13 protein-coding genes are annotated in these 12,824 nt (G+C 34.2%); all 13 read left to right on the forward strand.

What is annotated here, in order from left to right; genetic code table 11:
* Position 1 precedes the first annotated feature (1 nt).
* Positions 2 to 1,243: a tetratricopeptide repeat protein gene (locus PYW36_RS06165; protein WP_103159463.1), complete on the forward strand. Its 1,242-nt coding sequence runs from the start codon at positions 2 to 4 to the stop codon at positions 1,241 to 1,243.
* Between the two features lie 11 nt (positions 1,244 to 1,254).
* Entirely contained in the window at positions 1,255 to 1,815 is a 561-nt protein-coding gene (locus tag PYW36_RS06170; protein ID WP_103159462.1) for a YpiB family protein, read from the forward strand.
* A gap of 4 nt (positions 1,816 to 1,819) precedes the next feature.
* Positions 1,820 to 2,422: a DUF1405 domain-containing protein gene (locus PYW36_RS06175; protein ID WP_103159461.1), complete on the forward strand. Its 603-nt coding sequence runs from the start codon at positions 1,820 to 1,822 to the stop codon at positions 2,420 to 2,422.
* Between the two features lie 36 nt (positions 2,423 to 2,458).
* Positions 2,459 to 3,154 carry a zinc metallopeptidase gene (locus PYW36_RS06180; RefSeq protein WP_103159460.1) on the forward strand — a complete coding sequence of 232 codons (696 nt, stop codon included), beginning with the start codon at positions 2,459 to 2,461 and terminating at the stop codon, positions 3,152 to 3,154.
* Between the two features lie 145 nt (positions 3,155 to 3,299).
* Positions 3,300 to 3,620 (forward strand): nucleotide pyrophosphohydrolase, encoded by a 321-nt coding sequence (locus PYW36_RS06185; RefSeq protein WP_037573741.1) that lies wholly within the window; start codon positions 3,300 to 3,302, stop codon positions 3,618 to 3,620.
* A gap of 16 nt (positions 3,621 to 3,636) precedes the next feature.
* On the forward strand, positions 3,637 to 4,773 hold the full coding sequence (gene bshA / locus PYW36_RS06190) for an N-acetyl-alpha-D-glucosaminyl L-malate synthase BshA (protein ID WP_103159459.1): 1,137 nt from the start codon (positions 3,637 to 3,639) through the stop codon (positions 4,771 to 4,773).
* Entirely contained in the window at positions 4,766 to 5,968 is a 1,203-nt protein-coding gene (locus PYW36_RS06195) for a CCA tRNA nucleotidyltransferase (RefSeq protein ID WP_103159458.1), read from the forward strand. Before bshA ends, PYW36_RS06195 begins: the two co-directional genes overlap by 8 nt.
* A complete protein-coding gene (locus PYW36_RS06200) occupies positions 5,955 to 6,926 on the forward strand; it encodes a biotin--[acetyl-CoA-carboxylase] ligase (RefSeq protein ID WP_103159457.1) in 972 nt (323 codons plus the stop codon). Before PYW36_RS06195 ends, PYW36_RS06200 begins: the two co-directional genes overlap by 14 nt.
* Before the next feature lie 19 nt (positions 6,927 to 6,945).
* On the forward strand, positions 6,946 to 9,630 hold the full coding sequence (locus tag PYW36_RS06205) for a helicase C-terminal domain-containing protein (protein WP_037573728.1): 2,685 nt from the start codon (positions 6,946 to 6,948) through the stop codon (positions 9,628 to 9,630).
* Between the two features lie 94 nt (positions 9,631 to 9,724).
* Positions 9,725 to 11,017, forward strand: coding sequence for an asparagine--tRNA ligase (gene asnS, locus PYW36_RS06210; RefSeq protein ID WP_103159456.1), 1,293 nt, complete (start codon positions 9,725 to 9,727; stop codon positions 11,015 to 11,017).
* Between the two features lie 84 nt (positions 11,018 to 11,101).
* Positions 11,102 to 11,794 (forward strand): DnaD domain-containing protein, encoded by a 693-nt coding sequence (locus PYW36_RS06215; protein WP_103159455.1) that lies wholly within the window; start codon positions 11,102 to 11,104, stop codon positions 11,792 to 11,794.
* Entirely contained in the window at positions 11,784 to 12,458 is a 675-nt protein-coding gene (gene nth / locus PYW36_RS06220; protein WP_103159454.1) for an endonuclease III, read from the forward strand. Before PYW36_RS06215 ends, nth begins: the two co-directional genes overlap by 11 nt.
* Positions 12,455 to 12,823, forward strand: coding sequence for a YpoC family protein (locus PYW36_RS06225; protein WP_103159453.1), 369 nt, complete (start codon positions 12,455 to 12,457; stop codon positions 12,821 to 12,823). Before nth ends, PYW36_RS06225 begins: the two co-directional genes overlap by 4 nt.
* Position 12,824: the final 1 nt, after the last annotated feature.

Consider the following 12,824-nt stretch of genomic DNA (forward strand, 5'->3'; position numbering starts at 1 on the left):
TATGCAAGATATCTATAAACTTATAGATGATATCAACTTACAAAAATTAGATGACCTCGATTCACGAGTTCAAGAAGCACTACAATCTGATGATGACGAAGGGTTGTTTGCGCTTGGCGAAACTTTATACCAATATGGTTTAACACCTCAAGGGCTTGAGGTGTTTCGCACGTTATACCACAAGTATCCAAATGAAGGCGAAGTTCTCATTTACTTTATAGAAGGGCTTGTGACTGAAAACCATATTGATGAAGCTTTAGAATATTTAAATGAAGTGCCAGAAACCCCAGAAAAATTGATGCTTGAAGCAGATTTATATCAACAAATTAACATGCTTGAAGTGGCAATCGATAAATTAGAAGCAGCTCTTGAAATTCAACCTAATGACCCCATCATTCATTTTGCGCTTGCTGAATTGTTATATTTTGATGGTCAATACTTACGTGCTTCTCGTGAATACGATACTGTGTTAGAGAGCGGAGAGTATGAAGTCAATGGTATTAATCTATTTTCACGTCTTGCCGATAGTAGCCTTCAAAGTGGAAATTATCAAGATGCTTTAAAATGGTATGATGAAATAAACGAGCAGGAATTGGTTCCTGAAGATTATTTAAAAAAGGCTGTTGCTTACGAAAAAAATGATCGTACACAAGAAGCCATAAAAATAACAAAAACACTCTTAAATAAGGATCCTGACTTTATACAAGCCTACTACTATTTGCAACAGCTTTACGAAAATGAAAAAATGTTCGCAGACGCAATAGAAATTGGTGATGAAGGTTTACGTTTAAATCAATATTATAAAGAATTAATGTTCAGTACCGGGGCGCTTAAAATTGAACACGGAGACCAAAATGAAGCTGTTTCATTGTTAAAACAAGCGCTCGAAGTCGACCCAAGCTATCAAGAACCTTTACTCATGTTAGCAGATTTATATCGTCATGAAGAAGACTATGAAGCCCTAATTGAGTTGGTACAATTTGTGAATGAGGAAGATATGGATCCCGTATTCATTTGGCAACTGGCATATGCCTTAGGACAAGAAGAGCGTGATAAAGAAGCACAGCATTTTTATGATATTGCCTATACATCTCTAAAAGACAATGTAGACTTCTTAAAAGATTATTATGAATATCTCATTGAAATTAGCCAAATAGCGCATGCTAAAACAATTTTGGACCTCTTGATTCAAAAAGAACCCAATCAAGAGAAATGGCAAGATGAATACGATAGATTAAACTAAGGGGACCAGCAATGTTTGAGGTACCTATAAATAAAGATAAACAACATTTTATGGACTATCTGTTATTTCAATATCAATTTAAATCACGTATTACTGTTTGGATTTTAAACTACCTCAAAGCAAATGACTCCCATGTCAAATTCGTAAAATTTGTTGATGAAATTAATCCACAACATACGACACTTGAAATATCAGTAGAAAATAGTCAACAAGATGCAATACGTCTCACTTTTAATCAAAATATATACATTAATACGAATAAAATTTTTACATTAATTGTTGAAGACATTGATCAACTTGACATCAAAATCCATTTTTCACATCCCGATTATCGTGATACGCGACTTGATTTTATCATTTTGCATCAATTATTCAGTCATCACGTGGATGAATCTTATATTTATGACTTAAAACGCATCCATTTAAACTCAACCACATACCAACATTTAATGCATTTATTGGAATCTCAAATCGATTTAAGTCTACGTGTTAAAAATCCTGATGCATTTAAATGGTACACGCATTTGCTTAGCGTTCTAAAATTGCGCCGTTATAAATTCTATGAGGAGTGAAAGCATGAATTGGTCAACAATACATCAAACTATCATATACAACCGATTTATTTTATGGCTTTTGCTCCTATGTAACTTACTTGGAACAATTTATGGATATATTTGGTATTTACCACAGTTAATGAGATCTGAATGGTATTTTTGGATTTTTATTCCAGACAGCCCAACCGCTTCATTATTTTTGACTATTAGCATCTTTTTAATGCTGTTTAACAAAAGAAATGCGATTATCGATACACTTGCTTTTGTTACTTTGATCAAATACGGGGTTTGGGCTGTAATTATGAATATATTTATGTTTATTCATGACGACACAGTTTATATTACGGGAATCATGCTGATTTTTTCACATGCCGTTATGTCTATACAAGCTATTTTATTTTTACCTCGTTTGACCGTTACAACACTCAGTCTAACAATCACTTTAATATGGATTTTTCATAATGATGTGATTGATTATGTGTTTCACCAATATCCTGTATACGGGTCGCTCATTCATTATGAATCCATAATTGGCTATATTGCTTTTTGGCTTAGCGCGATTCCTTTTATTGTTATTTTATATATCTTTCGGATACGAGAGGATAAAAAGTTTGACCATTATTAATCAACCACTTACAATATAATTAAAGGAGTGAGCATAATGTCTTTTATGTCTTTAATCATTTATTTTGTAATACTTATGATCCTCCCAATGTATGCGCAACACAAAGTAAAATCTAACTATGAAAAATACTCTCAAGTTAGATCAACGAGTGGCAAGACGGGACGAGAAGTTGCTTTAGAAATTTTACATGCAAATGGCATTTACGACGTTGATGTAAAAGAAGGGGAAGGCTTTTTAACAGATCATTACGATCCTAGTAAAAAGGTCGTTGTATTATCACCTTCAAATTATAATCGTCCTAGTGTAGCAGGTACAGCGATTGCTGCTCACGAAGTCGGACATGCGATTCAGCATTACGAAGGTTATTTCTTCTTACGTTTCCGTTCTGCATTAGTTCCTGTAGCGAATTTAGGTAGCTCTTTATCCTACTTATTAATCACAGCAGGCTTTATTCTTACAATGTTGCATATCGCATTTGGTTCAACTTTATTATGGATTGGTATTTTCTTTATGGCATTTGCAGTGCTATTCTCAATTGTCACATTGCCAGTCGAATTTGATGCAAGTAAGCGTGCCATGAGACAAATCCAACATTTGAATATTGTTGATGAAAAAGAATATAAACATGCAGGACGCGTACTACGTGCTGCAGCAATGACGTACGTTGCAGCTACTGCCGTTGCGGTTGCTGAATTAGTACGATTAATTCTCATTGCACGTTCTGAAGAATAGTCATAAGCATTCAACACCCGTTCTTATCCCATGATAAGAGGGGTGTTTTTGTTTGGCTAAAATTCTTTCTAAAGTGGGTTGATACATTGCCGATATATAGCTCAATCATGTAAGATAAAGAATAAGATACGAAAGGGTGAGTTTTATGGAAAAATCTATGCAAATGATGCAACAAGAAGTAGATAACTATATTTCACAATTTAAAGCCGGCTATTTCTCACCTCTTGCAAATTTAGCACGTCTTACAGAAGAGGTAGGAGAACTTGCTAGAGAAATCAACCATTATCACGGTGAAAAACAAAAAAAATCTACAGAAGAACCTAACACAATTGAAGCTGAACTTGGTGACAATTTATTTGTCTTACTTTGTTTAGCCAATTCATTAAATATAGATATGACCGAAAGTTTTAATCAAACGATGGAAAAATTTAATCACCGAGATCAACATCGCTTTGAACGTAAATAAAAAGGAGTGATCGGTTGTGAAAATAGGAATCACATGTTATCCCTCAGTAGGTGGTTCAGGAATTATTGCCACAGAATTAGGGATACTTATGGCTGAGCGTGGACATGAAGTACATTTTATTACTTCAAATATGCCATTTCGTTTAAAAAAGCCTGTTCCAAATATCACATTTCATCAAGTCGATATTAATCAGTATGCCGTGTTTCAATATCCGCCATACGATATTTCTTTAAGTACAAAAATTGCAAATGTAATTAATGAATACGACTTAGATGTATTACATATGCATTATGCAATTCCACATGCAATTTGTGGTATTCTGGCACGTCAAATGTCTGGAAAAAATATAAAAATTATGACCACGCTACATGGAACAGATATTACGGTATTAGGTTATGACCACGCGTTACAAAATGCAATAAAATTTGGCATTGAAAAAAGTGATATCGTCACAAGTGTAAGTCAGTCACTTAAAGAGGAAACTTACGAAATTATACAACCTGAAAAGGAAATCATTCCTATCTATAATTTTGTAAAGGAAAAAGATTTTCCTCAAGGACGTCAGCCAAAATTACGTACGAGTTATGGCATTGCAGAGGATGAAAAAGTGGTTATTCATGTTTCTAATTTTAGAAGAGTAAAACGTATTGATACAGTGATTGACACCTTTCATCTTATACGTCAAAAGATGAAAGCAAAGTTATTACTTATAGGGGATGGGCCTGAGTTGTTAGACATGCGACAACGTGTAAAGTCTCTTCAATTAAGTGAGGATGTCTTATTTCTAGGTAAGCAAGATTGCATGAGTAACTTTTATCAAATTTCAGATTTACTTTTGCTCATGAGCGAGAAAGAAAGTTTTGGACTTACATTGCTAGAAGCGATGCACACAGGCGTTCTACCTATTGGCACTCGGGCAGGAGGAATCCAAGAAGTCATTAAACATGAAGAAACTGGATTTCTTGTAGATATTGGAGATGCTGAGACTGCTGCCCAATATGCGGTATCTATACTTCAAAATCCAACAAAATACCAACAAATGCAGACAAAAATGTTACTAGACATCCAAGAAAGATTTAATTCTAAAAAGATTGCAGATCAATATGAATATTACTATCAACAAATGTTAGGAGACTCAAAGGTTCATGTCTAAAGCAGCTTTTAATGCGGCCATCCCATTGATGAAACATATTCAACAACATGGTTTTGAAGCCTATTTTGTAGGTGGAGCCGTACGTGATTTTTATCTCAATCGTACGATAAATGATGTCGATATCGCTACCAGTGCGACACCTGATGAAATAGAGACTATATTTGAACATACTATTCCGGTAGGTAAAGCCCACGGAACTATTAATGTCGTATGGAAAAAAAACAATTATGAAGTTACTACTTTTCGAACGGAAGGTCGTTATGAAGATCATCGGCGTCCAACCGACGTTCAATTTGTACGCTCATTATATGAAGATGTCGCACGTCGAGATTTTACTATTAATGCTATGGCAATGGATACAAACTTTAAATTGTATGATTATTTTGATGGCTGTAATGATTTAAACCATCACTGTATACGTACAGTAGGCAATCCACAAGCACGTTTCACTGAAGATGCCTTACGTATTATAAGAGGTCTTCGTTTTCAATCTCAGTTGAATTTTGATATAGAAGAAAAAACCTACGTAGCAATGTCTGCATGTGTAGAAGATATTCATTATTTATCAATCGAACGAATTATGACTGAGCTCGAAAAGTTATTATTGGGACGGGGCATTGAGAAAGCATTTAAAGCAATGGTTGATTTAAAAATCATGGCCCACATTCCTTATTTAAAAATGTTTAATTGGCAGCATATACATTTAAATATAGCGCTCTCTTTATCGCAATTTTTAGCCTTTTTACATTTATTTGAAGGCCAAAAAGAGGGTATTAAACGTTTAAAATTGAGTAATCAAACTTTAAAAGAAGCTGAACACTTGGCAAGTGCAATCCTGCGTCTCCAACAAATTCAGTCTAAAGAAGAATTACAAATATGGGTTTACGATTACGGTGAAAATATAGCTTCGGAAATCTTTTATTTAAAACCACTATTAGAGGCGCATGAGATTCAAATCGCGAATCCTTTAATATTCAATCCAAAAATCATTCAAGAGATTTATCAACAGCTATCCATTCATAATAGAAAAGAAGTAAATATGAATGGTAAAGTTTTAATGGAGGTCCTCGATCAACCTAGTGGTCCTTGGATTAAACATGCATTAAGAGAAATTGAATGTGCCATCGTGTTGAAAAAAGTAAAAAATAGTCGAACAGATATTGTGGAATGGGTGAAGCAAAATGTCAAAGTATAGAGATCAAATTTTAAAATTAATTGCAGATGCGCGTCCGAACTATATTTCCGGACAAGCAATTGCAGAACAACTACATATTTCACGGATGACTGTAAAAAAAGTGATAGATCAATTGAAATCCGAGTCTATCTCAATAGATTCAGTTCATAATAAAGGTCATCGTTTAAATGAGTTTCCTCAACAATGGCATGCAAGTATTATTCACTCAATGATAGAATATCCTACGCTTTTTGAATCCGTCTATACATATGACAGTGTGGGATCCACGCAATTAGAAGCAAAGCATCTACTGGTTGATCATGATGAAGCGATGCTTATTATCAGTGATGAACAAACTGAGGGAAGAGGGCGTTTTAAAAGACCTTGGCAATCTTCAAAAGGTAAAGGGTTGTGGATGTCCCTTGTCCTACGTCCTGATATCTCTTATGCAATGCTCACGACATTTAATTTATTTATTTCACTGGCCATCCGTGATGCTATTCAAGAGTATGTTGAGCAAGATGTAAAAATCAAATGGCCTAATGACATTTACATCGGTGAGAAAAAAATTTGTGGGTTTTTAACTGAAATGGTTGCTAACGCAGATCGTATAGAAGCCGTCATTTGTGGGATTGGAATTAATATCAATCAAGACGAGACCGATTGGAATCCAGAGGTGAGAAAAATCGCGACTAGCATTTCACTTCAAAACAGCCAATCAATAAATCGATACGCTTTTTTAAAGACTTTAATGTCTCATATACAACAACGATATAGCCAATTTTTATCAAAACCATTTACATCTATTAAACAAGAATATATTGCCGCTTCAAACATTTGGAACCGTAGATTACGGTTTACTGAAGGAACACGTCAGTTTTATGGAAAAGTCATCGAAATTGATGATTTGGGATTTTTGCATGTGGTCGATGAATCAGGTACGATTCATCGTTTAATGAGTGCGGATATAGATTTATAGATAGAAAGGAGGGAACAATATGTCTCGATATGCCGTTGTTGACCTTGAAACAACGGGGAATCAGGTTGACTACGATGAAATTATTCAAATTGGCATTTCATTTGTCGAAAACAATCAAATTGTAGATCAATATCATTCAATGGTTAAAACTGATTTAGAAATCCCTACTTTTATACAAGCATTGACTTCTATTGAAAAAGATATGTTGGCTCAAGCCCCTTATTTCAACTCAATCGCTCAAGAAATTTATAACAAATTGCAAAATTGTATTTTCGTCGCACATAACGTGAATTTTGATTTAAATTTTCTTCAACACGCATTTAAACGTTGTCATATTCACTATGCGCCAGCACAAACGATTGACACACTTGAATTATTTAAAATTGCCTTTCCTATGGAGAAAAGTTATCAATTAGGTGAGTTGGCAGACGCTTTGGGAATTTCACTTGGACAAGCACATCGAGCAGATGAAGATGCACGTGCAACAGCTTTACTCATGATCAAAGCCTTTAAACGTTTTGAAAAACTACCTATTGAAACTATTAAACAACTCTATTTTTTGAGCAAGCATCTAAAATATCAATTAGATTATTATTTCTTTGAATTAGTCCGTACTGCTCCAAAACAGACCGAACAAAATTTATATACTCAATTCTGTCATATTTACTATAAACCTATTCCTGATTTAAAGGAGACACATTTTCATTTTGAAGGAAATATTAAAGACCTCTATCAAACCATTGTAAATCATGCAGGGTACCAATATCGAGAAACTCAACTTTATATGGCTGAAACCATTTTTAATCAAATAATGCATAATGAGAAAACTTTAATTGAGGCAGATACTGGAAGTGGTAAATCACTTGCCTATCTCATCGCTGCATTGATGTTTCATATTGAAACAGGAGAACATGTTATGATTTCCACGAATACGAAACTACTTCAAAATCAGTTACTGACTCATGACATTCCTGTCATCAATCGTGCTTTAGATACACAGATTCATGCGCGCATGATTAAAAGCAAACAAGATTATATTTCGTTAGGTCTTGTACGACAAATCATCGATGAAAAAACATCTAACTATGAAGTTAATTTATTAAAAATGCAATTGCTCATCTGGTTACTTCATACGGAAACAGGTGATATTCAGGAACTTAATTTACGTGGTGCCCAAAAAATGTATTTTCATCAGAAGGTTGAAACTTATGTTCCTTATAAAAATGATGTTCATTACTATCACTATATCAAACAAAATGCACGCCGTATTCAAATTGGAGTGACGAATCATGCACACTTAATGTATTCTTCACCTGATGACACCATCTATCAACTTTTTAATCACTGTATTATTGATGAAGCACATCGCCTGCCTGATTATGCTTTTGAAAAATCAATAAAAGAAGTCGACTATGCGGATATCAAGTATCAACTTGGTTTAATTGGCAAATCTGAAAAGGAAAAATTATTACGCCAATTATACTTCTTAGAAAACACGCGTAAAGCTCAGAAATTAGATATACCTCCGATTGATATATTTAGTATAAAACAAGATGTTGATCAGATTCATGCTGACAATGAATATCTCTTCGATGTGTTATTTGAACAATCACACCAATCAAAGATTTACGAAGATGAAAGCACAAAAACATTTTATGTTTATGAAATTGAGTCACAACACATTAAACAACCTTTAAATCGACTCATTCATCAAATCAATCAAACACTTGAAAACTTTAATAACATGAAGCACATAACAGTTAAAACGATACGTAAACACTTATTATATGTACGTGATTTAATGAAACGTTTTGAAAGCGCCCTTAATCAAGATGAACCATTTTATATTTCATTGAAAAATACTCATCAAAAGTCAACACTTAAAATTCATATTAAAGAAAATAAAATTAAGACGACGTTAACTGAAAAAGTACTTAAGAAATTTGATTCAGTTACATTTGTATCGGGTACGTTGACTTTTAATGGTTCGTTTGACACTTATAAAAAGTGGTTCAATGACGAAAATTTTAAATCGTTCATCATGAAATCATCCAACTCCCAATATTCAAAAGGTCATTTATTTATTCCGACTGATATTGAGCGATACGATTATCAATCTCATGACGATTACGTACAGTCTATCGTTTCTTATATCATTGACTATGCAAATGTCGTGCAAGGGAAGTGCCTTGTTTTATTTACGAGTTATAAAATGTTAAACGAGGTCATGGCTTATTTACAAGACTTGGAATCGCTTGAAGATTATGTCATATTATCACAACAACCTAGCCAAAATGTTAAAATTGTGCAGCAGTTCAATCATTTTGACAAAGCTATCCTGCTTGGAACATCTATGTTTTTTGAAGGATTTGATTATCAAGCGACAGGTATCAAATGTGTCATGATTACTAAATTGCCTTTTATGAGTCAATATCATGCAAAACCTGTGCTACTTAAAGATGAGTTTGACAATATTTTTAAAGATTACATTTTGCCTGAAGCTGTGTCACGATTTAAGCAAGGATTAGGACGACTGTTGCGTAATGAAAATGATGAAGGTATCGTTGTTTCATTTGACAATCGACTGATTCATCAACATTATAGACATTTCTTTAATGATGCAATTGAACCATTTCAACGTTATGAAGGGAATATCAAGCAATTTGATGCATTATTAAATAAATTGAATTCAAAAAAAGACTAAATTTAACAACTTCCTTACAAATCTTATGAATGTAGAAGTCCAAGCTAAGTTTTGATAAAATAATAAAGAGTAAAAATGTTATAGGAGACTGGTTATGAAAACAACGATTAAAGAAGCTAAAAATTTTATAGGTCAAGAAGTGACAATTGGAGCGTGGCTCGCTAATAAACGCTCTAGTGGTAAAATCGCTTTCTTACAATTGCGTGATGGAACAGGTTTCATGCAAGGTGTTGTCGTTAAAGCAGCAGTAGATGAAGAAACGTTCCAACTTGCTAAATCATTAACGCAAGAAACGTCCCTCTACATTACAGGTGAAATTACTGAGGATCAACGTTCGGATTTAGGTTATGAGATGCAAGTTAAATCGATCGAAACGATACATGAAGCACACGATTATCCCATTACTCCTAAAAACCATGGCACAGAATTTTTAATGGACCATCGCCATTTATGGTTGCGTTCAAAAAAACAGCATGCCGTAATGAAAATTCGTAACGAAATTATTCGTGCAACTTATGAATTTTTTAATAACAATGGTTTTACAAAGATTGATCCTCCGATATTAACGGCGAGTGCACCTGAAGGGACAAGTGAACTATTCCATACTAAATATTTCGATGAAGATGCATTTTTATCACAAAGTGGACAACTTTATATGGAAGCTGCGGCAATGGCATATGGTAAAGTATTCTCATTTGGTCCTACTTTCCGTGCAGAAAAATCTAAAACACGTCGTCATTTAATTGAGTTTTGGATGATTGAACCTGAAATGGCTTTTACGACACATGAAGAAAGTTTACAAGTTCAAGAACAATATGTTTCTTATGTTGTGCAATCTGTACTAAAAAATTGCGTTATTGAACTTAAAACATTAGAACGTGACACTTCAAAATTAGAAAAAGTCAACGCACCATTCCCAAGAATTTCCTATGATGATGCCATCGACTTTTTACACAAAGAAGGATTTGATGATATTGAATGGGGCGATGATTTTGGAGCCCCTCATGAAACAGCGATTGCAAATCATTATGATCTCCCTGTATTTATTGTCAACTATCCAACAAAAATCAAACCGTTCTACATGCAACCTAATCCTGAAAATGAAGATACAGTCTTATGTGCGGATTTAATAGCACCTGAAGGCTACGGTGAAATTATTGGTGGGTCAGAACGTATTAATGATTTGAATTTATTAGAACAACGTATTGATGAACATCAGTTAGATACTGAAAGTTATCAATATTATCTTGATCTACGAAAATATGGTTCTGTACCACACAGTGGTTTCGGACTTGGATTGGAGCGAACAGTCGCATGGATTTCTGGCGTAGAACATGTTCGTGAAACATCACCATTCCCACGTTTATTAAACCGTTTATATCCTTAGAAATTGATTGACTTTTAGACCAAGTCTCATTCCATTCAAATTGAGCTTGGTCTTTTTATATCAACATTGAAAGAAGGTGACGAAATGAATGCAAGAGAGCTTCAAATCCGCCCAGTTGTCATTCGATATGAATTGTTAAATCACTATCATTCGCTTGGATTAAATGAGGCAGATTTGATAATTTTGATTAAGATTTTGCATGCTTATGAAATATCTAACTTACAACCTTCAATAGATATATTAAAACAGGGGACAACCATGCAAGAGACTGAAGTCACGATGATTATTCAAAAATTAATTCGACTCGATTTATTATCAATGACAGTGGAAAAAAATGCAGAAGGTAAGTTTTCCGAATTCATCAATTTAGATGGCTTTTTTCATCAATTCGCACAATTGCTCAATAAAGAAGAGCAACAACAAGAAAAAGCGCATGAAGCCTTTCAGTTTAAAACACTTTTCTCAAAAGTTGAATCTGCTTTTGGACGTGCATTGTCACCACTTGAAATTGAGACGTTAACACAATGGTTAGATGTTGACCAATATCCAATTGATCTAATCGAGACAGCTGTTGATGAAGCATTGAGTCATAACAAACTAAGTCTCAAATATATCGATCGTATATTGCTAAATTGGCAAAAAAATCATGTTTCAACAGTTGCAGATACGAAACCGATACGGGCAAAATTTAAAAAACAATCTCAACAGGGACCTAAAAAAATAGAAAATTTCCCTAAGTTTGATTGGTTAAATGGGGAGTCGCCAAATGGTAAGTAAGAAAAAAGCTTTAGAAATGATTGATACTATTGATAAAATGTTTCCTGATGCCGAATGTGAACTAAATCATAAAAATCCATTCGAATTAACTATTGCGGTCTTATTGTCTGCCCAATGCACAGACAATGCAGTGAATAGAGTTACAAAAAATTTATTTGAAAAATATCATACACCTGAAGATTATCTTCAAGTTGACCACAATGAGTTAGAAAATGATATTCGAAGCATCGGCTTATATCGCAACAAAGCCAAAAATATTCAGAAGTTATCGCAATCACTGATTGATAAATTTGACGGTGAAGTGCCACATACACATGCTGAGCTAGAAAGCTTGGCGGGTGTGGGTCGCAAAACAGCTAATGTCGTGATGAGTGTCGGTTTTGGTGAACCAGCACTAGCAGTCGATACACATGTTGAGCGTGTATCAAAACGTTTAGGAATATGCCGTTGGAATGATAGTGTAAGTGAAGTTGAACGTAGATTAACCTCAATTATTCCAAAAGATCGCTGGACTAAAAGTCACCACCAACTTATTTTCTTTGGACGTTATCATTGTCAAGCACGCAAACCTAAATGTGGAGAGTGTCCGCTTTTTGATGATTGTCGTGAAGGTCAAAAAAGATACAAAGCTATTTTAAGAGCGACAAGAGGTCTGTCATCATGAGCAATCCTAAGCAATTTGAGGTTCTCGAAGAACAATTAGACGCATTGGCAAAGAAACGACAAGTCGGTAAAGCCCCCTCATTTGATTTACTCGATCAATATTATGAATTGCTTATAGATTATTTTACATCCATCAATGATATCGATGCTATCAAACAAATAGAAAATCAACCTTTAAAAATTCATCCGATAAACATTGAAGATCGATTATCTTATATACAACAAAGAAAACATCATTATATGGGCTATCAACAAATGAAGACACTCAAACAAGAGCTTATCAAAATGCACGCTGCTTATCGTGTGCGTTTTCAAATGAAAAACGACACAAATAATACTACTTCAGAGACTTCGAATTTGGAGTAGC

This window comes from Staphylococcus chromogenes, assembly GCF_029024625.1.
Taxonomy (GTDB): domain Bacteria; phylum Bacillota; class Bacilli; order Staphylococcales; family Staphylococcaceae; genus Staphylococcus; species Staphylococcus chromogenes.

Bases quoted from the DNA above. Each gene is read 5' to 3' on its own strand.
- PYW36_RS06165 (WP_103159463.1), top strand. From the start codon at position 2: ATGCAAGATATCTATAAACTTATAGATGATATCAACTTACAAAAATTA.
- PYW36_RS06170 (WP_103159462.1), top strand. From the start codon at position 1,255: ATGTTTGAGGTACCTATAAATAAAGATAAACAACATTTTATGGACTAT.
- PYW36_RS06175 (WP_103159461.1), top strand. From the start codon at position 1,820: ATGAATTGGTCAACAATACATCAAACTATCATATACAACCGATTTATT.
- PYW36_RS06180 (WP_103159460.1), top strand. From the start codon at position 2,459: ATGTCTTTTATGTCTTTAATCATTTATTTTGTAATACTTATGATCCTC.
- PYW36_RS06185 (WP_037573741.1), top strand. From the start codon at position 3,300: ATGGAAAAATCTATGCAAATGATGCAACAAGAAGTAGATAACTATATT.
- PYW36_RS06195 (WP_103159458.1), top strand. From the start codon at position 4,766: ATGTCTAAAGCAGCTTTTAATGCGGCCATCCCATTGATGAAACATATT.
- PYW36_RS06200 (WP_103159457.1), top strand. From the start codon at position 5,955: ATGTCAAAGTATAGAGATCAAATTTTAAAATTAATTGCAGATGCGCGT.
- PYW36_RS06205 (WP_037573728.1), top strand. From the start codon at position 6,946: ATGTCTCGATATGCCGTTGTTGACCTTGAAACAACGGGGAATCAGGTT.
- asnS (WP_103159456.1), top strand. From the start codon at position 9,725: ATGAAAACAACGATTAAAGAAGCTAAAAATTTTATAGGTCAAGAAGTG.
- PYW36_RS06215 (WP_103159455.1), top strand. From the start codon at position 11,102: ATGAATGCAAGAGAGCTTCAAATCCGCCCAGTTGTCATTCGATATGAA.
- nth (WP_103159454.1), top strand. From the start codon at position 11,784: ATGGTAAGTAAGAAAAAAGCTTTAGAAATGATTGATACTATTGATAAA.
- PYW36_RS06225 (WP_103159453.1), top strand. From the start codon at position 12,455: ATGAGCAATCCTAAGCAATTTGAGGTTCTCGAAGAACAATTAGACGCA.